Genomic DNA, 22,568 nt, shown 5'->3' on the forward strand with positions numbered 1-22,568 from the left:
GCCTTTTCCCCAGTACTCTCCCTTCCCCCTGCTCCCTGGCCTCTTCTGCCCAATACCCTACTTAACTTCTGTAATTTTGAGAGTGTAAGGAAGATACTTACCCTTTTCGTAGGAACCAACCCAAATTTGGTAACTTCCAGCTAGCCATTCACCAACAATGCCAGCATTTTTGCCATCAAAATCGTCATTACACCAAGTACCACCTGGCCCCTTGATAATTATGGTGGTGTCTTCAGGACTTTGCACTTGCAACTTTAGGTAGTCAAATTTACTTGTTAACGCTAATGTGTGGTCTGGTGTTTCATCAACAAATCCGGTACAAGGGCCAGTGGCTGTTTCACTTCTGACACCTACTTTACTCCCAGATATTGAACCACCACTCATCCCGCGAACTGTCAGGGGGTCTGGCGAAAACTGGGGACTAATAGTTACATCTCCAAATATCGTTGGCGCTTCCTGAGCATCAGTCACAGCGTTAACTGTCGATGTGATGAAGAGCGTAACTATCATCAACGATAATCTCATCCCTCTATTGAGCGCTTTTGTCGGCATTGTAATTACGTTCGCTTCTAAGTGGTTCTGAAGACATGAATTTTACACACCAAGTTCCCAATGTGGGGAGAATTGACTACCTATTTTAGATTTGAAATTGGGGATAATTCATTAGTAATTAGTCAATGATTTGTTGTTCTTATAGTTGCTCTACCTTATAGATAGGGGCACACCCTTGTGCGCCCCTATAATCTAAAATATTTCTAAAATCTGGAAGTAATTGCTAATTAGCTTCTGTTATTGCCCGGCTCAAACGCGACTTGTCTAAACCAATCTGATTTAGTAGTAACCAAGATTGAATGAGGTCGGGGCCATGAACATCTCCAGTTAAGGCTGCTCGGAGCGATCGCATTACCAAGCCTTTTTTGACTTTTTGCTCTTTCACCACTTGTTTGATTATGTCCTGAGCGGCGGCTTCCGAGAGTTGCGGCTGATTTTCTAAAGCTGTGACAATCGCCTCAAGGACAGCAGTAGAACCTTCTTGCTTTAGCTGTGTACTGCCTTCTTCGCTAAATTCAACTGTATCGCTAAAAAACAGTTGGCCTTGAGGTACTGCATCTACTAAACGAGCTAAACTCTGGCTAATTAAAGTTACAAGTTGTTCTAACCAGGCGCGATCTCTTCCACCATCAAATTTATAGCCAGCCGCTTCCCAAAAGGGTATGAGTAAATCTGTGAGTTTATCTACTGGTGTATTGTGGATATATTGACTGTTCAACCAATCCAGCTTGTCCCAGTCAAACTTTGCACCTGCTTTATTTACACGCTCAAAGCCAAACTCTTTAGCTGCTGTTTCTAAGGTAAATATTTCTTGTGTCGAGTCTGGTGGCGACCAACCCAGCAATGTCATGTAATTTACCAAGCCTTCAGCAGTAAAGCCCATTTTCTGAAATTCAGAAATAGAAGTAACTCCATCCCGCTTAGAAAGCTTGCGCCCTTCCATGTTCAAAATCAAGGGCGTGTGGGAAAACTCTGGGATTTTTGCACCCATTGCTTCATACAGCAAAATTTGCTTGGCGGTGTTGGCGATGTGGTCTTCTCCGCGAATCACATGGGTGATTTGCATATCGATGTCATCTACTACAACGACAAAGTTATACAGTGGTTGACCGCTACCCTCTTCTGAGGCGCGGGCGATGACCATATCACCACCTAAATCGCTACCTCGCCAAGACATTTTTCCTCTTACTAGGTCATTCCAGACAATTTCCCGCCCATCTTCGATTTTGAAGCGAATCACATAAGAACGACCTTCTGCTTCAAAAGCAGCGCGTTGTTCTGGTGTGAGGTTGCGGTGACGGTTGTCATAGCGGGGAGCTTCACCTCTCGCTTTTTGGGCTTCTCTTAGCGCTTCTAGTTCTTCGCTGGTGGTGTAGCAGCGATAGGCTAATCCTTGATCTAGCAGTTTTTGTACTGCTTCTTTATAAAGATCCAGGCGTTGAGATTGGAAAAATGGCCCTTCATCCCAGTTCAGTCCTAGCCAGCTTAATCCTTCAAGAATATTGTCGGTGTATTCGGGACGCGATCGCTCTAGGTCTGTATCTTCTATTCGCAGGATAAATTTTCCGCCGTGGTGACGGGCAAATAACCAGTTAAATACAGCCGTTCTAGCTGTACCAATATGTAAATTTCCGGTTGGACTCGGCGCAATACGGACTCTAACAGTCACAGTTAATTCTCTCTTTCGCAAAGCATGATAAATGTAGCTTATATTCAAACCCTCAATTCTGGGTCAATCCTTTTGGGGAATTCCAAATCAAAAATCACCGAACTTCGGTGATTCACTACTTATAAATTTAGAACGGGACTGACGGGGCTCGAACCCGCAACTTCCGCCGTGACAGGGCGGTGCTCTAACCAATTGAACTACAGTCCCTTGTTTGGTCAACTTTGCTATTATCACTATTTTTTTTCTGCTTGTCAAGCATTTTGGAGTAGGAAATTAGAAATTATTTTTATTCCGTCTCTCCAAGGTGTGAATTTACCGTTAAATAGACCTTGATAACACAACCTGGGGCTTAGATTCCAGATGCTGCAACATCCGGGATTGCATTTGTTTATACTGCTCCTTTAATAGCTGTTTGCTGACTTGGGACTTAGAAGCTGGTGGTAGGCTATGAGTTTGTTGTACCCAGGTTTTCAACATTTGTCGCTGAGTTGGCTCAATACGACTGCTGAGGACGTTGGCGTAGGAATGTGGTGCTTCCAGAGTAAAGAAAATCAAAGGATAGTGTTCATTTTCAGCCAGTAGACTTACCAGCCTAAGATTTTGGGGATTTTGCATATCTAAGTAACATGGTAGCCACTTAGGAGCTAATTGCCGATCGTAGAGTACAGTTACCCACAACAGCATTGGGTGAGGGGATGTCATGAAGATAAACTGGTTGTAACGGGTAGAAAGAGCATAGTTTTTGATTTCTTGTTTAGGCAACATCAACCATAGTGCGGTCATAGATTCTTGTGCAGTATCTATAAGCTGAGGAAAAACAATTTCTTGAATTGGTTTATTTGGAGGCCACAAAAGTTGTCGGCAGCTTTGTTCTACTGCAATTGGTAATCCAGAATCTAGGGGATGGCTAAGGATGGGATTAGAGGATAAATTTGTTGGTAAACTGGTAGAATTAGATTGTTCTAAGCTATTTAATACTTGCAAAATTTGAGCGATATTTTGTGGGCGATCGCTTGCTTTTTTTGCCAGACAAGACATGATTAAACTATTTAGCTTCTGAGGGATTTTCAGAGTTGGTTTAACATCTGCGATCGTTTTGGGTTGTTCAAACTGATGTGCTTTATACCAAGCACCAAAGTAATCAGTTTCTGGTTCCCAAGGTTTTTTGCCTGTGAGCATTTCAAACATCATCACACCCAGGCTATAAATATCAGAGCGACTGTCTAATTTTTCTCCATCTAGCTGTTCTGGAGAACAGTAGGGTAAAGTGCCATTAAATCCCCTGCTTGTACTAGCTGTTGAGGCATAATTTAAAAATCTAGCAATCCCAAAATCGAGAATTTTAACTAACTGACCTAATATCGGATCGGGAATAACTAATATATTGGCAGGCTTAATATCTCTATGAACCAACGGACAAATTTTGCCGTCAATATTAATGCCTTGATGGGCACACTGTAAGCCCAAACAAATTTGGCGGGAAAGAGTCAAAAACATCGACAATGATAGCGGAATTAAGTCCTTTAAACTCTTACCGCATAGATATTCCATCACATAGTATGGTTTTCCTTTCTCATTCACGCCATAATCATACGCCCGCACTATGTGTAAGCTCTTTTGACTCAAGGCTGCGCTCATTAAAGCTTCACGAGCAAAGTCTTGTTGCATCTTGCTATCGACAACAGTCTGAGTTAAAAACTTGATAGCAACTGGTATACCTCCTAACAAAATATCATTTGCGAAGAAAACTTCACCCATACCACCGCTACCAATTAATTGCTTCAGTTGGTAACGATTGGCAAGTAAGCCCGTACTACTTGGAGATGTAAATGGGCTTTGATTCACTTTATTCACCTCTGCTGCTGAGTATATTTAAAGTTAGCAATACACACATAAGAAGAATATAATTAGGTAAATGGTAGCAAGTATTTTAATTACGCACTTTTAAGAACGCGATAAAAGTTTAAAAAAAATCTCCAAGAATTTATCCATCCAATTTTTTAACCCTTCTTTCTCAGCTTTATGATCTACGGCTAACTTTTGTAAAATGTCTAATTTTAGTTTTTCGTACTCTGTTTTTAGAAGATTTTTAGCTTGATTAGACAAAATTAATTCATTTGACCGTTGACTCATATCTAACCAGTCTACAAGTTGCTGACGCTGATTAGCAGTGAGACTTAAGGTTGTTACATGGGAGCAACGGTTTGGCTCTTCTAGAGGAAAAAATAGTAGATGATAGTAGCCTACCTCTGCTAAACTACGTGCTATATTCTGCCCTTTATTATCTTTCAAATCTAGAAAATAAGGTAGCCACTTAGTCATAGAAGGCTGAGCATCGTATAGGACTGTTACCCACAATAGCATCGGATATACATTAATTTTACTAATAAATTCAGTGCTATGTACTTTATTCAAAAATTTTGCAATCTCTTGTTTGGGCAACATCGCCCAAAAAGTTGGTATAGGTCTTTGAGGAGTTTGTAATAAATGAGGAAAACCAATTGCGCCAATTGGTTTGTTCTTAGGCCAATTTTTCTGTAAACATTCTTGTTCTGACAAGAATGTTGCCGGTACTAATTGAACTGGAACTGAGGCTTTAAGAATTTCACTACTATTGTTAGCAATAACATCATTAATATGACTATTAACCTTTTCTAAAGCTTCTAATATTTGGTTGATATTTTGCGGGCGATCGCTTACTTCTTTTGCTAAACAACTCATCAATAGTTTTTCTAATATCTGCGGTACTTTGACTTGCGGGTTAACTTCTTCAACTGTAGGTGGCATTTGAAAGCGATGCGCTTGATACCAAGTACCAAAGGAGTTACTTTTTGTCTGAAATGGATGTTTTCCTGCTAGCATCTCAAACATTAGTACTCCCAAACTGTAAATATCAGAGCGCACATCTAGCAATTTGCGCCCTTCCATGTGTTCTGGAGAACAGTAAGGTAAACTACCAATAAAAGAATCTGTCAGAGTCATCCCACTTCGTTCTGTTAAAAATTTGGCGATGCCAAAATCGAGTATTTTAACAATTTCTCCTTCTTTGCTATCTTCACTAAGGAATATATTTTCGGGTTTTATATCTCTATGAACAATGGGATAAATCTCTCCTTTGAGGCTAATACCTTGATGGGCACATTGTAAGCCTAAACAAATTTGATTACAAATTTCCAAAAATTTCGATATTGTTAAGGGCTGAATTTTGAGGATTTGTTTGAGATTTTTTCCTTGGAGATATTCCATTACATAGTAGGGGGTTTTATCCTCAGTAACGCCATAACTTAAGATGCGAACAATATGTTTACTTTTACGACCCAATTGAGCGCCAATAAAAATCTCTCTGGCAAAGCGTTGGGACATTTGCTGATTCGCCAAACTGAGAGATAAAATTTTGATTGCGATCGGCATACCACCTTTAGCAGTATCTTCTGCTAAATAAACTCTCCCCATCCCTCCTTTGCCGATCAAATCTCTGATTAAATAGCGATTATTTAAAAACTGTCCAATATAATCGTCTAATTCTGCTTTTTGCCCTACCATATTCTCAATTTTTTTTTGTGGCATAAAAATCATTTATGAAAAATATTTTTGGCAAATTAGTTTAATCAGTCTAGTTAAGTACTAAATTTAAATCTAAAAATATCAGAATTTGTTGGAAATTAATAATATACTGCCATTCCAGTTAATCTGCCTGCAAAATTTCTTAAATATTATGTAACATATTTATTAAGGAATACGGTTGAGAAATTACACGTAAACTACGAATAGGCTAGATAAAGTTACCTAGTAGATTCCGTGAATACACAGGAATAAGTAGAAACAACTAAATAGCAGCAAAGGGGAGATGGTTGTGTACAGTTAACGATTGAAATTCGGCAGGAAACGGCGTAATAATCTGATCAGTGGTGTTTCAATTTTCATTTTAAAGGCTAGTATCTGAGTACGTTGTAGTGAGTTAAAATTGTTATCACTCACAAGAATTAATGATTGTTGACCATCGGGTAGTTTAGGCCCAAGAGTTAAGCCTTCGATGTTGTCTAGCATTACATCTAGGGTTCTCAAATCTAACAGTAGTTTTTTCTGAACTGGTTTAATATTTTTGAAGTCAATTGCTAAAAGACTATCTATGTGATGAATATCATCAGCTTGTTCTAGAGAAATCTGAAATAGGGAAATAGCAAATCCTAAACCAGTAAAAGACCTTTCTAAACTTAGGAAGTGCCCTTGATTATCGAGAGCAAGTAAATCAGGTAATCCACTAGCAAATTTGCCAGTCAGGTTCAAAAAGGGTGAAACTGGTTCTGTCTGGTAAAGAAACTCCTTTTCTGGCTGGCTGTTGAGTAAGTTGTATTGCAAAATCCGGCAAGGACTACCGATGTTAGGTTTAGCGGCAACACCATCTTGAATGAGAGCATTTTCGCTGGCTGTAAATAGATTCTTTTTATCGGGTGTGATGGTGAGGCTTTCAAAAGCCAAATTGTTGCGAATACCTTGTTTACCAGCTTTATCTGGCAAAAATTTGTTTGGGATGCGAAGTGTTGTGATTTCTTTACCAGAAGATAGTGAGAATTCTTTAATAAAAGGATTAATTAGTTTTGCAGCGTCGCCTTCAGAAGAAATAAATATCGTTGATTTATTAGTTAATGCAATACCTTCTGTATCAGTTTCAGTGGGGCGAAATCTTTGATCGGTTTCATTTAATAATGTGGTAACATCTATAGGAATAACTCCGCTTTTTTTTAGATAGCCCTTGCTTAAATCTATTTTTATGGTGTAGAAGCGGGCAGCAGCTTTTTGTCCACGGTCATCAGAAATGGCATAATAAAGATTGTTTTTTGTATCATAAGTAATTCCAGATAAACCTCCAACTTCAGTTTTCTTAAAGATTAAACCTTTCGGTAAAGTAGCTTCACCGATAAACTCTATGCTACTAACTTCAACAGCACTTAATGGTAATTTTGTTAATAAAAAACTGATAATTAGAATCGGGATAAATAAGTAAATAATTCGTGGAATTGCGAAGGTTTTCTTAATTAGCTGCATAGAGTTTTTTGTTAGAGTGTAAAATTAACAAATAAGATATCATGCTGAAGAATATAGCGCTACACATCTGTGCGCTGCTAAAAATAATCTGTATTCCAACAAATTGAAAACCTTTATAAAATACGAAATCACTTAAGCTAGTCGCAAACCATATTCTTCCTGAAAAAAGTTTACAAGCCAGTCTTTTACTCTGTGGGTAGCGCGGCAGTCATCTTCGTTGTAGCTTTGGATAATTTCTAGTAAGGTGCGATCGCCAGTTTCTAGCCACTGATCGTACCAGTAAATACATTTGGCACCACTAGCTTCTTTTTCCCGCCACTCAAATCCTAACCAACGCGCGATCGCTTTGAGGGCATAACTTTCTACCGGTAATGCTACACTTTGGGTTAATTGTTCATACACATCCACAAATCGATTCAGTACAGGACGCACTGAGGCGTAGGGAGTGTTGTAAAGCTTTGCTAGGCGTTTGACTGTATCAAACTCGTAGACACAAAAATGATAAATTGGCGCTTCGGGATATTGCCAAACTAAATCCAAAAATTGCTGCCAAACTAATTCTTCGTCTTCTGGCTTATCTGCTAAAAACGAATAAAACCGTTCTGTATTGGCAAGTCTATCAACGACCAAAACCCCCAAAAGATAATTTAAATCTAAGTCTGGCTGTGCCTCAATATCAAAGTAAAGCTCTATGGGTGCTGTGAATGTAATATCTTCTATTGGTAGCGGATAGGGTAAAACTAGGGGTCGTTTTTCCAATGCAGATTGAGCTTGCACTACTAGTTTAGGTGCTACTTTCGGGTCGAAACCAACTAGATTTTCTAAGGTGCTGGGACTGGTATTAGCAAGAGATTCTAGTGTGGTGATGGCTACGTCTTGGAGTTGAGTGTAGCGAAGAGGTGTTACGCCTGGTAATAGTGAGAGATGTTTTTCAGATTGAGCGATCGCATAACATTGACTATACCAATGGCAAAAATTGCACTTTTGCCGAGAAATAAACACCTCTGGCGGAGTCGGTAACTCTAAAACTTCAATAAACTCCTCCAGAATTTGCTGCATCCGTGGAATCCATTTAAATAAATCCACCGTATAGTTGGTGTTTTTGGTTCGCAGTATCAGCAAAGCAGCTTCTGGTACAACTCCCTGCACTGTTGCCAAGACTTGAGTATGAAATGCAGCGACAACTTGATATTCTTGCTTAGGGCGCTTACCTAGTTCAATACTAGCCGGGACATACATCCAATCTCCAAAACGAGACTGTCCTGGCTGTTTGACGAGTAAATTTGGCCGACTCAGCAAGGTATATTCGTCAGAATAATTTGCTAGCAGCACTCCTTTATAAATATACTCAACGCCACGCTCCATCAGTTCTAAAGTTGCCTGCTCTGCTATTTCCCAGTTTCCATAAGAATAATCTGGTTGGTGGTAAGTCATTTGTGCCAAAGCACTTAGCTGATGAGCGATTTTGTCTTGTTGCAGTTTTCGCAGCAACTCATTGGGTGCATCGCGCTGACTTTTGTCACCGTGGATATCTAGAAAAGTTCGGCGTTTACAACGTTGGTATTGCAGTAGGAGTTCAGCATTAATTAGCATTCTTTTAAGTTAACAAGAATTAGTATTATGTGGGAGTAACTTAGACAACTAAAGTTTGCAAGTGGCGATACCTTCTCTGCGTTCGTGTAGCGTGTCGTAGACAGACACTACGCGTAGCGGTGGGCTACGCAAACGCTTTTACACTTAATTTGCCGTTTATTCTATACTGTAAACAGCTAAGTGTTTGTGTTTTTCTTGGGTGACAGATAAGCGAGAATGACAAAATCACCTTTTATCCATCATTACAAGGGTACATGACAGAACAACATGAGCCATGCCTCATCTGTGAGCGTGTCACGCTCTGGAGAAGCGGTAAAAATCCTTACTTCATCCACGAATTTGAGCATTCAATCTTTGTGATTGGCGATCATCAATTTCATTGCGGATACTCCCTAATTCTTCTAAAAAAACATATTAGAGAGTTGCATGAACTTGCTCCGCCTATCCAGTCTGCCTTATTTCAAGAGGTGATGCTGGCAGGACAAGCGATCGTTAATGCTTTTAGTCCGTGGAAAATGAATTATGCCTGTTATGGCAATAGTGAACCACATATTCATTGGCATCTCTTCCCACGCTATGAGTCTGATCCCGATCGCCAAAGTACCCCGTGGCTTCAGGCATCAGAATTCAAACACCATCTAATTACGCCTCAAACAGCGCAGAATTTAGGAAAAAAAGTCAAAGAGCATTTATCGTTACTGATTACAAGATAAGATTTGGCTGCGATCGCTAAAATTAATCTCATCCCTATTTTTACCATTGCTACTAAGTATCAATAGCCTGTAAACAACAAATATCCCTTAGAAATTATGACTAGTCTTTCTGTCGCCCAAACCAAGCTGCAAAGCCATCGAGAGCAATTTCCCGCTTTAGCCAATAAGACTTATTTCAATTATGGGGGACAAGGGCCAATGCCCCAAAGGGCAATGGATGCTATGACCGAAACTCAGGCTTATGTTCAGCAAATAGGCCCCTTTGGTAATGACGCGTATCGCTGGATAGCACCGCAGACTCAAGCCGCTAGAGTTGCGATCGCTTCAGAGTTAAATGCACCAAGTGAAGCAATTACCCTTACCCAGAATGTCACAGTTGGCTGTAATATCGCTATGTGGGGCATAGACTGGCATTCTGGCGACCATATACTGCTCTCAGACTGCGAACATCCAGGCGTGATTGCCACTACACAAGAAATCGCGCGGAGATTCGCGGTAGAAGTTACCACCTGTCCTCTGAAAGCGACTTTAAATGAGGGCGATCCTGTACAAGTTATTGCCCAGCGCTTACGTCCTAATACCCGTCTTGTAATATTAAGTCATGTTTTCTGGAATACTGGTCAAGTTTTACCCCTTGATAAAATTGCCGAAGTATGCAGAAATAATAATTCTTTCCTGTTGATAGATGCTGCCCAATCTGTTGGTTTATTGCCTTTAAACTTAACAGAATTGGGTGTAGATTTTTATGCTTTCACTGGTCACAAATGGCTGTGTGGTCCTGCGGGTGCTGGTGGTTTGTATGTTCGTCCAGAAGCACGAGAAAGCCTGAAGCCTACGTTTATTGGCTTGAATGGCATTGTTGTAGATAGTCAATCTCAGCCTGTGGACTGGCTTCCCGATGGGCGACGGTATGAAGTGTCTACATTAGCTTATCCGTTGTATGTTGGGTTAAAGGAAGCGATCGCAATTCATCAGCAATGGGGAACTTCACAGGAACGTTACGACCAAATTTGTCAAAGCAGTGGCTATCTTTGGCAGCGCTTAGTAGCGTTACCTGAAGTTGAATGTTTGCGAACATCCCCACCCGAAAGCGGTATAGTCTCGTTCCAACTTATAAATAATCAGCCCCAAGCAAATCTCAAGTTAGTACAATTTCTCGACTCACAAAACATATTAACTCGCACAATTGCCGATCCTAGCTGTATACGTGCCACCATCCATTACCTGACTTTAGAATCAGAAATCGACCAATTCGTTGAGGCAATTCAAAGTTTTTGCAAAATTAATTAAAAATTAGGAGTTATGAGTTTAGGACTTACGCAAAATATCTCTCAAACTCTTATTTCTGCGTGCCCGGTTATTGAGCGAAGTCGAAATACTGAGCCTCTGTGGTAGCCTGCGGCAAGCCGTTCGCGTAGCGTCTCGTAGAGAAGCGTCTACGTTATTCCGTAACTCTTGCGTAAGTCCTAGAGTTATCAGTCTAGTAATTACGATTTTAAGTTCTAACTCCTAATACCAATTCTTTGTGAGGCTACACCAAATTTTCTTTCTTTGTGTCCTACCCTGCGGGAAGCCACTTCTCTACGAGACGCTCCGCGAACGTGTCTATGCGTCCTTTGCGGTTCGTTGCTCATATAATTTGACGTATCTTCAATACATAATTCGTATAACTCCTAACTACTACCTCCTACCTTTTAAATGGAACGCCCAATCTTATACTTAGCCATCACTAACCACGGCTTTGGTCATGCTACACGCATGGCTTCCGTCGCTGCGACAATTCAAAAATTATGTCCAGAAATTTTGCTGATTCTTGTTACCACTGCCCCGCGCTGGTTGCTAGAGTGCTATATAGAAGGCGATTTCATCTATCGTCCCCGTGCATTTGATTTGGGTGTGGTGCAAACCGATAGTTTGACAATGGATCAAGTAGCGACTTTAGAAAAGTTACTAGATATTAAAAAACATCAAAATTCACTGATTGCCTCAGAAGTTAATTTTATCCGTCAAAATCGCGTTCATCTCATTTTGGCAGATATTCCCTTCCTGACTCCTGGGTTTGCCAAAGGTGCAAATATCCCTTGCTGGATGATGAGTAACTTTGGCTGGGACTTTATCTATCGAGATTGGGGAGGGGAATTTACAGCAGTTGCAGATTGGATTAGTGATTGGTACTCAAAGTGCGATCGCTTATTTCGTCTCCCTTTCCACGAACCGATGCAGGCTTTCAACAATATCACAGATGTCGGACTAACAGGCGGTTCCCCCCATTACTCTGCTAATGATTTACGTTCTCTTTGGGGAATAACTGCACCTATCGAAAAAACTATTTTGTTGACCTTTGGCGGCTTGGGTTTACAGCAAATTCCCTACGATAACCTGCGGCGATTTCCAGATTGGCAATTTATCGTCTTTGATCAATCTGCGCCTGATTTACCTAATTTAGTTAAAATTAGCGATCGCAAATACCGCCCAGTAGATTTTATGCCTATTTGTGGGCGAGTCGTCTCTAAACCTGGCTACAGTACTTTTGCTGAAGCGACACTCTTGGGAGTACCTATTGTTACTGTTCCCCGTGAGGGTTTTGCCGAAGCAACTTTTCTACTAGAAGGCATAAAAAATTATAACCAGCATCAAATCATCACCCCACCTGAGTTTTTTCAAGGGACTTGGGATTTTCTGAATCAGTTACCCCAACTACCAAAGCAATCCCAGCTAATTGCTAAGGATGGTAATGAAGCGATCGCTAAAGCGGTTCTAAATTATTTACAGACGAAATAAAGTTATTCAAAACAGTATAAATTAATCAGGACTTACGCAAAATCATGAAAAACGTAGACGCTTCTCTACGAGACGCTACGCGAACGGCTTGCCGCAGGCTACCACAGAGGGCGCAGAGGACACGGAGAAATAAGAGTTTCAGAGAGTTCTTGCGTAAGTCCTATTAATATATGAATATTGACTAAGACAATACAATATCCTCTAAAGAGAGTTTAGAATTGCCAGATTTGCTCAAAGATTTCGGTATTAAGCCTTTTTAAGATAAAATATACTCCATTTAATTAAGATAAAGCAACGATAGCACAAGGACTAAATCAAGCAGATTGAACTTCTAATTAGCTTTTACTATCATCAATCCTTACTGTTTTAAATGACTCACTACCAAAAGTTACTAAAAATTTCCACTACTGCCAAATCTTTTTACAACATCACCGCTAAAATTGAAGCCGCAGTCGCAGAATCGGGGGTTGAAACTGGTCTTTGTACTTTATTTTTGCGCCATACTTCAGCCAGTTTAGTTATTCAAGAAAATGCTGATCCTGATGTTCTTGTGGATTTAGCCAATTTTATGGCAAAACTTGTCCCAGAATCAGGCAAATATATCCACGATGCAGAAGGCCCCGATGATATGCCAGCACACATTCGTACTGCACTTACCCACACTTCAGAACATATCCCCATTAATCGAGGTCATCTAGTACTGGGAACTTGGCAGGGAATTTATATTTGGGAACATCGCCAGCACAGTCATTTAAGAGAATTGGTTATCCACATTTCTGGATAGCTGATTTTCAAGTTTGGTTTCAGCTTGAGTTTTGTAGAGTTTAAATACTCTGGTTATTCTACCTACCCTTTGGATATAATTTCATAAACTTGCGGTTAATATACATTCAACAAATTTCGTCGTGATACAGGAATCCGGTTTGATTTCTCAAAAGATACGTAGTAATGCACCCAACCCTCGATAATGGTGCGTTACGAATTCCGTTCTAATACACCTCCTATATACCTAATTTTTTCAGAAATCAAATAATAATCCTATAATTTTTATTGCAAAATTATTGATGCAAAATTAATTAGACATATCTTATTAAAGAATAGTGTCAATTTGTAAACTTAAAAGTTAAGTTTGTTTTTCCTTATTTAATAATTTACTGATTTCAATATACACTAATAGTTAGTGTAAGCTGTTTGGGTTATTTCAATTACTATGAAGCAAGAACTGACACCAACCCATACTTTTCAATATATTGATGAAATCCTTGCCCAACAGTCTATTAATTTATTATCACTTAATCCCCAAAAAAAAATAATTACCAGCTTTGCTGAGTTGGAAAATTTAATTACTGAGCAAAACACCGACATTGAAATTCTTACAAATCTTCAGCAAACTCTCGAAATTATAGTCTGTACCCAGTTACAAAACTTCCCAGAAAATATATTTTGGGATTTTGATTTTCTGGTTAGTAGTATGCTTAGGCAAGCTTTATTAGCAAATGAGGGCGCTATTCCTTTCATCAAAGTTTTTGGTGAAAAGATGGTTTCTCTGGTAGAAATGTTTGGAACTAAAACAGAAATTCGCTTTCGTTATGTTCACGATTTTATGTATGGGTTTGAGTGGGCGAGGTGGGTACAAAAAGAACCACAAAAACGCGCATATATAGAGCCTTTTAGTCTGGTTTTTTTAGATTATTTACTCGCCAAAGGTAAGGAACTTGTACAACGGATTAATCATGGCCAGGTCGTATCTTATAAACTATGTGATACAGGCTACCGGAATCCCTTCACTTTTTCTCGTGAACCAGAAGACGAATATCGTCTACTAACTTATCTAGCTGAGGAGCAACTTATCCCAGTAGCAGTGTGGAACTGGAATGCTAGCCCGGTGTGGAACAAACCTTTCCAAGAAATGCGCCAGGAATTAGCATTAAAATTAAATATTCAACCACAGAAACACTGATTAGCAATTAAAAATTGCTGAAGAAAATAATTATGAAAATTGTTGATTTAATTACTTGGTTTGAAGCGTGGGCAAATCCCGCTTGGTGTGAAAGCTGGGATAATTGCGGCTGGCAGATTGAACCAGGAGTGTTGCAGGAAAAAGTACGGGTTTTGGTTTGTTTGACACCGACTTTGGCAGTAATGCAAGAAGCGATCGCAGAAAATGCTAATCTGATATTCGCCCATCATCCCTTGATTTTTAATCCTCTCAAATCTTTACGCACTGGTGAAGCGATCGCAGAAATGGTACGGTTAGCTTTTACCCATAACATTGGTATTTACAGCGCTCACACCAATTTCGACCAAGTGCAGGATGGTACAGCTGATGTATTAGCTCAAATTTTAGAACTCAAGCAAGTGACTCCCATAGTACCAACACAAGCAGGATTAGGATATGGTCGTGTTGGTTTGCTAGAGCCATCTTTGACACTACAGGAATTACTCGCAGCTATTCAAACCCGGCTTGCTCCCCCTAATTTGATTTTTTCCCCAACTACTGACTTACAGCAAATAATTTCACGAGTTGCTGTTTTGGGTGGTTCGGGGGCTGGTTACATTTCAGCCGTTGCCAAAACTGGTGCCCAGGCTTATCTGACTTCTGACTGTAAGTTTCATCAGTTTCAAGAAAGCCGCGATGCCTACGGCGGGCTGCACCAACGCAATCTTATCTTAATAGATGCGGGACATTATGCTACCGAACGTCCGGCTTGCGATCGCTTAGTGCAAAAATTCCAGTCCTTAAACTTAGACTGGGTGCAACTAAGCCAAAAGGATGAAGATTTCCGCCAGTTTTTTGATTGATTGCTTATGTTTCACTAGATTTTAATATTGTCAAACTATTTAGCTTACCAAGATTAATGCTAAATATCTTTGTATTAAAATCTCACCGTATACTCCGATTAGTCTCATCTAAATCCTATGTTTAATAACATTTTTGTGATAGTGATCACTAGTTACGTGTAACTATAATCACACAACCTTAATGTTCTATATCAACTAACCGCAGAAAAAAATGTTCCACACTTGATGTAACAAATTGTTTACTCTGTCTTAACCAAGATGATTCGCACAATCGTTGAATCTGCTTTCCAAACTGGATATCTTAGTGTTGAATCTGAGGGTTTACTCCAGCAAGTGCTAGCTACTAAATGCTATCAGTCAGAGGATTTGCCAGACCTTGCAGCCCTATATGATGCAGTTCGTGCAGGTAGAATTAAACGAGAAGCATCCTCATCGAACTTGCTTATAGAATTTCCCTTACCACATAAATCTTCCTGATCCTCCAAAAGAACCAGAGGAACCGAGGAAAGCTTGTTGCAAGTATTTATGCTCACTCAATATTCCATTCTCTTGCCCTTTTTTACCCATCATCAGGCAAAAACCTTAAAAATTCAAAACTCTTTGGGTGTTGTTGCTGAAAACTATCAAGGTCAGCAAGAGAATGAGTTAAGATCAGATACAAGTGGGTAAAAGTAAAGCCGAGTCCCCGGACTTCCCAGCAATGCCAATGAGTAAAAGTAGGCAGATTAAACAACCGCAATCAACGATTGTTTTGGAGTATTATTTATTACATAATGGTAAGAATGACTCACCAAGAAATATGAACCTGATTAGGACAGATTCCGAATTGTTTGACTTCTATGAAGCAGACGTTCCTTAGAATAAGCTGAAAGGAGATTGAATTCATTGCTAGAGCAACTGATGATTTATTACCCAATATTTCCCAATATTTTGACAACTACAGGCAAATTTTGGCATTGAGTGATAAAGCGTACTTGTTCTCAACGGTGAAATTAGCCTCCCAAAGGTGTAATGTAATGGGGTAGAACCCAGATTTTGACAGGTTTAACTACGTTGTTTAAAAAGGCAGAAACAGTACATGCTACACCGCAAGATTTATCAACTCTGTTGCGATGGGCGCGAGGTATGTGTTTTCTTGCGGGACCAGCAACGCTGGATTGAACGCGCCCGCATCATCGACATAGAGGGAGATTTAGTGACCCTACGCTATGAAACAGAAGAAGAGGACGAAGTTTGTTCTTGGGAAGAAATGGTTCGCCTCGAGAGCATTGGTGCTGTAACGCAAAAACTGGCTTCAGTGCCACGCGGAAATGTGGAACCTCTTATGACTGAAGACTGTCCCGAAGCTGAACGCATCCCTAACCGTTACACTGACTCGAATCCAGAATAATCAGTGTTGAGGAGCCAGTACTAAAAACAGGTTTCTCGTTGAAGGTGACTGGTTTCTGATTCTGCCAGCTTATTCGCTAGGCTCTCCCCTTACCCCAAAGGGAGAGCCTAGCGTCAAGGGAAAAGCCACTGGTGCCTAGTGCCGAGTTCTAAGTCATAAATCCTAACTCAGGACTCAGCACTAGATAAACCTTCAAAAGCAGGACAGTAACCTTCGAGAGTTACCTTAAAGTTATATAACGGCGAAGCTGGGTTCCAACACCTCTGTCCCCTTTGATGTCGGCAAGTACCACAACAGTCGACATCTGTCCATGTATAGCGATCGCTATTTTGGCTAAGAAGTTCTCGTTGAGACAATCCTCTTAAGACTAGTTCTTCCCCTTGCCAACGAGCTTCGATTAAACCAGTATCGGCAAATTGCCGCCAACGCGGATCGGCAGTAATCATATTGGGTAGGGTAATTGTGATTACTGTTCCCAACTCTGTCAGTTCGCCTTCGTAGTTAGTCTCTGGTGCTGCCGGTTGCAAGAATGTGTCGCCAATAGGCAATTCTACTAAGGTGTTAGCCGCCGGAGAATGTATATGGTAGCGGTTTTGCAACTCTTCCAAGCTAGTCAGGTCTGCTAAGTAAGCAGGAGAACCGTGGACAAAAATGACGTGCTGGGGTCGCAAATTATGAATTAACTGCGTAGTACCAGGGCCATCACTATGTTGTGCCAAGAGATAGCTTTCAACAGTGGTGGGTGCTAAATATTCTTTATTAACTTTTATATCAATTTTTTCTGGAAGAAGGATCAGCCAAGGGCCGGTGTCTAGTTGGCAGTGTTTGCCTAAATCAGATGTAGAGTCGGTGAGGACTATACAAGGTGACTTGCCCACTGTGGGACGATGTTCTGCTTGTAAACGACGCACGCGAGGACGTACCCGTTCATCCCAAAATAAGGGTTGATGGCGGGCGAAGTTTTGCACAGATGGGGGAAGGTGGGGTAAGAGTTCTAGGTAAGCATCGCAGCCAGTAGCCACAGCACCATCCACCCAGATATCTAAATCTCTTCCGGTGAAATGGTGATGAGAGCGTAACAGCATTAGCATCTCTTGACCCAATCCTAAAGCAGGAGTGGGAAGGATTACAGAACAATGGTCAGCGATCGCCCGATTAATTCGCTCTGCTAGTTGATTTTCCTGGTTGCGGCGGTGAGGATGACGGGATGTGCCATAACTGCCTTCAATGATCAGCACATCCAAGTCTAAGCCCCGCAGTTCCTCTAAACGCAAACCTTCTACCAACCGGGAATTTGATAAGAAAAAATCCCCTGTATAGAGTAATTTGTAAGTACGTTGCTTGGTGGTGTAGGTAAGGAGAATGGCCACTGCCCCTGGTAGATGCCCGGCGGGAAATAATTCTGCCACTAAACCATCTTGAAATTCCACAGGCGATCGCAACGGCAAAGCATGACAAAATTTGGAAATTTCCTCAGGATCTTGGTCTAGCCAATTCAGTGGCAGTAACTTGCTGGTTACTTCGCTACCATAGATAGGTAACTTAGGAAAAGCTTTATGTAGTGCCAGCAAGCCTCTGGAATGATCTGGGTGGGCGTGGCTAATCAAAACTAAATCTGCTGGTAGGGGCGAACTAGATGCACGTTCCGACTTAGTAAGCCCCTTAGCCAGCGATGAAATATCTTCCATACCACAGTCTAACAGGATGCGGTGTGGCCCCATCTTTACCAATAAACACACGCCCTCATCGTGATGCTGGACACTATAGGGCAAACATTCTAATTCAGTACCAGCTTCCGCAGCATCTACGCTAGAAGATGCCGACAGATTATCCCTCATACTGTCCTCCCCTCCAACCTCATCATCATGGACATATCCCAAAAGCCAAAAGTTACGTTACACAAGTTTTGGTTTTGTGACTTAGGGGTAAGTTTTAGCGTGCGCCCCTACACCCTGAGAATACAGATTTTTGATTGGGGAGGACGCCTCAGCCGAACCCGCACTGGTTCGGAAAGGTGGGCTAATGAAAAGCCATCAAACTAGGAGCTAAAGGAGTTTGCCTCTTGTGTGTTTTACCTTTGCAACTTCTGAGCGCTGTTAGCAAACTCACCCTACGGAAAGTCGCCCAAGCCTCTACAGATTTATTTCAATGTGCGGAACCATTGCCGTGATAGTTATCTGAATCATAGAATCCGTTTTTCGTGCCAAAGAATAAGCACGAAACTGTGAAGATAACTGTTAATCCAGCTAGAATCAGCTTTACATCCATTTGTTTGCTGCCCCTTACTCAAGACTTTCTTATATTAATTTAGTGCTTCCGCAATCAAACCGGATCACTAGAAAATCTTTACTATGCTTATGTGGATTGCACAATAGGTAACTTTACCACAATCAGTCAGATTGTAGAACTTTTCGGTTCACCTGTCCATCCATCTGATTTAAACTAATATTTTCACTGTTTCCAGCGTAGTTCTGGATTTAAAGAGAGGTCTACGCATTGTCTATTGATTTGAAAGCTACTGTAAATCAAATGATGACATACAGCCTCCAATGAGGTCATGGTGTACATACCACATTTGATTCATAACTTATATGAACATCTTAATGCTATCTTCTACCTTTCCCTACCCACCAACGCGCGGGGGAACCCAAGTCAGGACATTTCATTTACTTAAATATCTGAGTCAACGCCATACTGTTACCCTCGCTACTCAACGCGAGGGCGATGTGACAGATGCAGAAGTAGCAGAATTAGGCAATTGTGTGGATCATCTAGCCATTTTTGAACGCCCTTTAGATTTTGGAACCACTGGAATATTGAAGAAAATACAGCGATTTGGTCAATTTTTGCAACAAGGGACACCGCCAAGCGTACTTAACCGCTACTCACTTGAGATGCAAACATGGGTTGATAACTGGGTGGAAGCAGGGAAATGTGATGTAATTACCTGCGAACATAGCGTCAATGAAATTTATGTGCAATCGCATTTTCAGAAACAGCTAAAAACTATAGTGAATGTTCATAGTTCTGTTTACGCTACCTGTCGCAACCAACTAACCACAGGCATTTCAGAAAATTCCCTGAGAGACAAAATTAATCTACCGCTTCTGCGGCGTTATGAGCAAAACTACTGTGGTAAGTTTTCGGCAATTGTAGCGACAACAGAAGAAGATAAAATTCAACTACAAGAATTTAACCCCAATAGTGAAATTACAGTTATTCCCAATGGCGTAGATTTAGTTTCTTTTCCCAACCGTAGCAGCGACCCAGGAGGACATCGCTTAATTTTTATCGGCGCAATGGATAATTTGGCAAACATTGATGCTGTCTGCTTCTTCAGCAACGAAGTCTTGCCAGCAATCCAAAAACTTTATCCTGATACAATTTTCGATATCGTCGGTTCTCATCCAGTGCCAGAAGTTTTAGCACTCGATCAAAAACCAGGAATTAATGTAATTGGGCGTGTGCCTTCAATGGTAGAATACTTGCATAAATGTACCATCTGTGTTGTACCCATGCGAACTGGGTTTGGCATTAAAAATAAAACTTTAGAAGCAATGGCAGCTGGTGTACCTATAGTAGCTAGCGATCGCGGCTTAGAAGGATTAGCTGTAGATGGCGTTAGTCATCCATTACGGGCATTACGAGCAAATACACCAAAGGAGTACATCACCGCTATTAGTCAACTCTTCGATCAACCACATCTGCGTACAGAATTGTCTCATAACGGTAGACATCTGGTAGAAACAGATTTTACTTGGGATATCGCTGGTAAAAGCTATGAACAAGTTTGTCTAATAGATAAATTCTAATTGTTTTTTCTTATCGGTCTGTAACAAATGTATGCAGAGACATTGCAATGCAACGTCTCTGCATCGGTTGGGCAAATTATGTGATCTAGCTCGTATTGGTTGTTAGTTAGCTTGTAAAGAAACACGTCAATTATTATCAAACCTAGTAGAAGCACCTAAAACAAGTAATTTTTTATGCTTGCGCTTATTCTTATTTTTGAGAGTATTCAAATAACTATCAACGTAGCGGAAAGCAGCAGCACCGTCATAATCAGCAATGGCTATAGCTTGTAAGAAAACCTTTGAAGGAATTTCAAACGCTAAAAATCTTTCTGTTAAAATCAACAAATCTTTATCTGTGGCGGGAAAAGTAGTCTCTTCTATCTCTTCTGTCTCTTCTGGATCATAGAAAATGTCTTCAATTAATGCTCTGTACACTTTGTACCTCCCCAAAAGCATAAGATGCAAAGCCTGTGATAAAGTTTAGTTGCTGATCGCGAGTTTGTAAGTTAACTGGGAGTTCGGTACCAGGACATCCTATTTCCCGTAAAATCTCTAAACAATAAGCACCGAGTTGAGTGTATGGAGCTTGCTCCAATTCTTGAGCTACCTCTAGAGCCATCTCCAGATTGACTTGGATAACCGTCGTTACAGGGTTGGTCATAAACACGCCCTAATAAACTGGATGTTCTTAGTTTTGATCACAAGTACAAATAGCGTAACGGTGTTTTTGCGGAATTTATGAAGAGGGGAAAATAAAGTATCAGCGCATTTGCGGTAATGTATCGAAAATTATCCAAACAAGACTGAAAGCTTGACAATTCCGATCTGGGTGCGATCGCTACACTAAAATACATTGGCATTCACTTAATGTCAAAGACAAGCCAATATTTACCTTAACGCGTATTAATACTTATTAAAGGCGAAAGCGCTTGCCAGAACACAAGCGAGGAAATCTGAAGATATGCCTGGGCGTGAGCCTACACTGGGCAGGTACGCGATCGCAGTTAAATATTTTCTTGTTGGGGGCGTAAGCTTTTAATCGTAGCGGTCAAAACTAGGACAATTGCCAAAACAAACGCAGTATTTCTGAGTATTGAGTTCTCAGAGTGTTTGAGTGCGATTGCTACTAGTGCCCAAAGTATTACTCCTGCATAAGCGATGTCTCGACGCTGGATAACTATAACTGCTGCAACTGCTGTTGCGATCAATACCATGATGAGAGTCCATGTTATGGCAGAAATCCCCCAACCGTTCCACCCGTGAAAATACAAGGCACACGCTACATTGACAATGGTCGCCACGCTAATCCAGCCTAGATAAATACTGATCGGAAAGTGAAGACACCATTTTTTCAGCCTAGGTACACGCGATTTGCCAATTTCTAACTGTACATAAACACCAATCAGGGGCAACAGAATCAAAAGCATTGCAATTACAGAAAGAGCAAAAAGCCTAGACAAAAACAGATATACCCAGATACTTTGAGCAACACAGGCAATCACTAACAGATAACCTGTCTTACGTAAATTAGGTTCATCTCGTTGGTTAGGTAAAGCTTGGTATATCCCAAAAGCAAACAACCCAAGGTAAATCAGCCCCCAGATAACAAAGGCGTAATTGGCAGGGATAATCAGGACATTTTTAAATAAAGTATTGGAAATTTCCCCTATACTGAGTCCATTGAGTGGAAAAACGTTCGATAGTACGTTGATAACGAAAGCACCAAAGATTGCAGCCAACGTAACAAGCTGTCGCCAAAAATCCCGGTAATTGCCTCTTGTGGACTGCTGCATAGGATGTTAACTGTTATCTTTTTGTGACTGTAACCATAAGTTTGCTCCGTGATTCATTGACCAAAATGAGTATTTATACTCAAGGATAATCTCTTGGTTTTAAGGGTACATAAACCCAGAACTTTCGGCAACTGTATGATTTTAAAACCAAATGCTAAAACTGCGATCGCGGAAAGTTAAATCAAGTCTTGGGCTTGTCTTGCGGCAAACTGATGATTACAGTGACAATTTGAACAATATGCGATCGCGGATTAAGTATATTAGCAATAAGAATAGAGACTATTGCGTTGCCGATAAAATTTAGTTTTTGTTCGTGTCGCCTTTGATGCGTAACTTATTATAGGTACAATGCTCTACATAGGGCTTGCTGAAAAAGTCGTATTTAAGCCAGATCAAGAATCAATTAACAATGCTTGTAAGTGAAAATATAATTTA

At 40.6% G+C, this 22,568-nt stretch carries 21 protein-coding genes and 1 tRNA gene; 11 read left to right on the top strand and 11 right to left on the bottom strand.

The window, feature by feature from the left end; genetic code table 11:
- Positions 1 to 57: 57 nt before the first annotated feature.
- The 7 genes from GNF10_RS23700 to GNF10_RS23730 form a co-directional block, all read right to left on the bottom strand.
- Positions 58 to 552: a hypothetical protein gene (locus GNF10_RS23700; RefSeq protein ID WP_185587017.1), complete on the bottom strand. Its 495-nt coding sequence runs from the start codon at positions 550 to 552 to the stop codon at positions 58 to 60.
- 223 nt (positions 553 to 775) lie between these two features.
- Entirely contained in the window at positions 776 to 2,221 is a 1,446-nt protein-coding gene (gene gltX / locus GNF10_RS23705) for a glutamate--tRNA ligase (protein ID WP_185587015.1), read from the bottom strand.
- A gap of 133 nt (positions 2,222 to 2,354) precedes the next feature.
- Positions 2,355 to 2,428, bottom strand: a tRNA-Asp gene (locus GNF10_RS23710).
- Positions 2,429 to 2,539: 111 nt separating this feature from the next.
- Positions 2,540 to 4,066, bottom strand: coding sequence for a serine/threonine-protein kinase (locus tag GNF10_RS23715; RefSeq protein ID WP_185587013.1), 1,527 nt, complete (start codon positions 4,064 to 4,066; stop codon positions 2,540 to 2,542).
- Between the two features lie 99 nt (positions 4,067 to 4,165).
- Positions 4,166 to 5,788: a serine/threonine-protein kinase gene (locus tag GNF10_RS23720; protein ID WP_260446325.1), complete on the bottom strand. Its 1,623-nt coding sequence runs from the start codon at positions 5,786 to 5,788 to the stop codon at positions 4,166 to 4,168.
- A gap of 294 nt (positions 5,789 to 6,082) precedes the next feature.
- The gene (locus tag GNF10_RS23725) at positions 6,083 to 7,267 is read right to left on the bottom strand and encodes an esterase-like activity of phytase family protein (RefSeq protein WP_185581242.1); all 1,185 of its coding nucleotides are present in this window, start codon (positions 7,265 to 7,267) and stop codon (positions 6,083 to 6,085) included.
- A gap of 132 nt (positions 7,268 to 7,399) precedes the next feature.
- Positions 7,400 to 8,860, bottom strand: a complete 1,461-nt coding sequence (locus GNF10_RS23730; protein WP_185581241.1) for a TM0106 family RecB-like putative nuclease — start codon at positions 8,858 to 8,860, stop codon at positions 7,400 to 7,402.
- A gap of 254 nt (positions 8,861 to 9,114) precedes the next feature.
- Here GNF10_RS23730 and GNF10_RS23735 point away from each other — a divergent pair, with 254 nt between their 5' ends.
- The 9 genes from GNF10_RS23735 (at position 9,115) to GNF10_RS23775 (ending at position 16,546) form a co-directional block, all read left to right on the top strand.
- Entirely contained in the window at positions 9,115 to 9,573 is a 459-nt protein-coding gene (locus tag GNF10_RS23735) for an HIT family protein (RefSeq protein ID WP_185581240.1), read from the top strand.
- Between the two features lie 96 nt (positions 9,574 to 9,669).
- Positions 9,670 to 10,863, top strand: coding sequence for an aminotransferase class V-fold PLP-dependent enzyme (locus GNF10_RS23740; protein ID WP_185581239.1), 1,194 nt, complete (start codon positions 9,670 to 9,672; stop codon positions 10,861 to 10,863).
- 408 nt (positions 10,864 to 11,271) lie between these two features.
- Positions 11,272 to 12,354 (top strand): glycosyl transferase, encoded by a 1,083-nt coding sequence (locus GNF10_RS23745; protein WP_185581238.1) that lies wholly within the window; start codon positions 11,272 to 11,274, stop codon positions 12,352 to 12,354.
- 370 nt (positions 12,355 to 12,724) lie between these two features.
- Entirely contained in the window at positions 12,725 to 13,138 is a 414-nt protein-coding gene (locus GNF10_RS23750) for a secondary thiamine-phosphate synthase enzyme YjbQ (RefSeq protein WP_185581237.1), read from the top strand.
- A 426-nt stretch (positions 13,139 to 13,564) separates the two neighbouring features.
- Positions 13,565 to 14,314 (top strand): hypothetical protein, encoded by a 750-nt coding sequence (locus GNF10_RS23755; protein WP_185582027.1) that lies wholly within the window; start codon positions 13,565 to 13,567, stop codon positions 14,312 to 14,314.
- A gap of 32 nt (positions 14,315 to 14,346) precedes the next feature.
- Entirely contained in the window at positions 14,347 to 15,156 is an 810-nt protein-coding gene (locus GNF10_RS23760; protein WP_185580560.1) for a Nif3-like dinuclear metal center hexameric protein, read from the top strand.
- Positions 15,157 to 15,414: 258 nt separating this feature from the next.
- Positions 15,415 to 15,633, top strand: coding sequence for a hypothetical protein (locus GNF10_RS23765; protein ID WP_114084135.1), 219 nt, complete (start codon positions 15,415 to 15,417; stop codon positions 15,631 to 15,633).
- A 33-nt stretch (positions 15,634 to 15,666) separates the two neighbouring features.
- Complete coding sequence (locus GNF10_RS23770; protein WP_185592585.1) at positions 15,667 to 15,825, top strand: hypothetical protein; 159 nt, start codon at positions 15,667 to 15,669, stop codon at positions 15,823 to 15,825.
- Positions 15,826 to 16,234: 409 nt separating this feature from the next.
- Complete coding sequence (locus tag GNF10_RS23775) at positions 16,235 to 16,546, top strand: DUF6679 family protein (RefSeq protein ID WP_185580559.1); 312 nt, start codon at positions 16,235 to 16,237, stop codon at positions 16,544 to 16,546.
- A 167-nt stretch (positions 16,547 to 16,713) separates the two neighbouring features.
- Here GNF10_RS23775 and GNF10_RS23780 read toward each other — a convergent pair whose 3' ends face one another.
- A complete protein-coding gene (locus tag GNF10_RS23780) occupies positions 16,714 to 18,384 on the bottom strand; it encodes an MBL fold metallo-hydrolase (protein WP_185580558.1) in 1,671 nt (556 codons plus the stop codon).
- A 753-nt stretch (positions 18,385 to 19,137) separates the two neighbouring features.
- On the opposite strand from GNF10_RS23780, the gene GNF10_RS23785 reads away from it, so the two are divergent.
- Positions 19,138 to 20,358, top strand: coding sequence for a glycosyltransferase family 4 protein (locus GNF10_RS23785; RefSeq protein WP_185580557.1), 1,221 nt, complete (start codon positions 19,138 to 19,140; stop codon positions 20,356 to 20,358).
- Between the two features lie 126 nt (positions 20,359 to 20,484).
- Here the strand turns inward: GNF10_RS23785 and GNF10_RS23790 are convergent, their stop codons facing one another.
- The 3 genes from GNF10_RS23790 to GNF10_RS23800 form a co-directional block, all read right to left on the bottom strand.
- Positions 20,485 to 20,775, bottom strand: a complete 291-nt coding sequence (locus GNF10_RS23790; RefSeq protein WP_163932549.1) for a hypothetical protein — start codon at positions 20,773 to 20,775, stop codon at positions 20,485 to 20,487.
- The gene (locus GNF10_RS23795) at positions 20,756 to 21,001 is read right to left on the bottom strand and encodes a hypothetical protein (RefSeq protein ID WP_012408119.1); all 246 of its coding nucleotides are present in this window, start codon (positions 20,999 to 21,001) and stop codon (positions 20,756 to 20,758) included. Before GNF10_RS23795 ends, GNF10_RS23790 begins: the two co-directional genes overlap by 20 nt.
- Before the next feature lie 343 nt (positions 21,002 to 21,344).
- Positions 21,345 to 22,133: a tryptophan-rich sensory protein gene (locus tag GNF10_RS23800; RefSeq protein ID WP_185580556.1), complete on the bottom strand. Its 789-nt coding sequence runs from the start codon at positions 22,131 to 22,133 to the stop codon at positions 21,345 to 21,347.
- A 151-nt stretch (positions 22,134 to 22,284) separates the two neighbouring features.
- Here GNF10_RS23800 and GNF10_RS23805 point away from each other — a divergent pair, with 151 nt between their 5' ends.
- The gene (locus GNF10_RS23805; protein WP_185607244.1) at positions 22,285 to 22,437 is read left to right on the top strand and encodes a hypothetical protein; all 153 of its coding nucleotides are present in this window, start codon (positions 22,285 to 22,287) and stop codon (positions 22,435 to 22,437) included.
- Positions 22,438 to 22,568 lie beyond the last annotated feature (131 nt).

Source organism: Nostoc sp. UCD121, from assembly GCF_014222285.1.
Classification (GTDB): domain Bacteria; phylum Cyanobacteriota; class Cyanobacteriia; order Cyanobacteriales; family Nostocaceae; genus Nostoc.

Excerpts from the sequence above, each read along its gene's own strand:
- GNF10_RS23725 (WP_185581242.1), bottom strand. The coding sequence starts at position 7,267 with ATGCAGCTAATTAAGAAAACCTTCGCAATTCCACGAATTATTTACTTA.
- GNF10_RS23785 (WP_185580557.1), top strand. The coding sequence starts at position 19,138 with ATGAACATCTTAATGCTATCTTCTACCTTTCCCTACCCACCAACGCGC.
- GNF10_RS23795 (WP_012408119.1), bottom strand. The coding sequence starts at position 21,001 with ATGACCAACCCTGTAACGACGGTTATCCAAGTCAATCTGGAGATGGCT.
- GNF10_RS23720 (WP_260446325.1), bottom strand. The coding sequence starts at position 5,788 with ATGCCACAAAAAAAAATTGAGAATATGGTAGGGCAAAAAGCAGAATTA.
- GNF10_RS23805 (WP_185607244.1), top strand. The coding sequence starts at position 22,285 with ATGCTAAAACTGCGATCGCGGAAAGTTAAATCAAGTCTTGGGCTTGTC.
- GNF10_RS23760 (WP_185580560.1), top strand. The coding sequence starts at position 14,347 with ATGAAAATTGTTGATTTAATTACTTGGTTTGAAGCGTGGGCAAATCCC.
- GNF10_RS23745 (WP_185581238.1), top strand. The coding sequence starts at position 11,272 with ATGGAACGCCCAATCTTATACTTAGCCATCACTAACCACGGCTTTGGT.
- GNF10_RS23775 (WP_185580559.1), top strand. The coding sequence starts at position 16,235 with ATGCTACACCGCAAGATTTATCAACTCTGTTGCGATGGGCGCGAGGTA.
- GNF10_RS23750 (WP_185581237.1), top strand. The coding sequence starts at position 12,725 with ATGACTCACTACCAAAAGTTACTAAAAATTTCCACTACTGCCAAATCT.
- GNF10_RS23780 (WP_185580558.1), bottom strand. The coding sequence starts at position 18,384 with ATGAGGGATAATCTGTCGGCATCTTCTAGCGTAGATGCTGCGGAAGCT.
- GNF10_RS23765 (WP_114084135.1), top strand. The coding sequence starts at position 15,415 with ATGATTCGCACAATCGTTGAATCTGCTTTCCAAACTGGATATCTTAGT.
- GNF10_RS23700 (WP_185587017.1), bottom strand. The coding sequence starts at position 552 with ATGCCGACAAAAGCGCTCAATAGAGGGATGAGATTATCGTTGATGATA.
- GNF10_RS23735 (WP_185581240.1), top strand. The coding sequence starts at position 9,115 with ATGACAGAACAACATGAGCCATGCCTCATCTGTGAGCGTGTCACGCTC.
- GNF10_RS23755 (WP_185582027.1), top strand. The coding sequence starts at position 13,565 with ATGAAGCAAGAACTGACACCAACCCATACTTTTCAATATATTGATGAA.
- GNF10_RS23800 (WP_185580556.1), bottom strand. The coding sequence starts at position 22,133 with ATGCAGCAGTCCACAAGAGGCAATTACCGGGATTTTTGGCGACAGCTT.
- GNF10_RS23730 (WP_185581241.1), bottom strand. The coding sequence starts at position 8,860 with ATGCTAATTAATGCTGAACTCCTACTGCAATACCAACGTTGTAAACGC.
- GNF10_RS23740 (WP_185581239.1), top strand. The coding sequence starts at position 9,670 with ATGACTAGTCTTTCTGTCGCCCAAACCAAGCTGCAAAGCCATCGAGAG.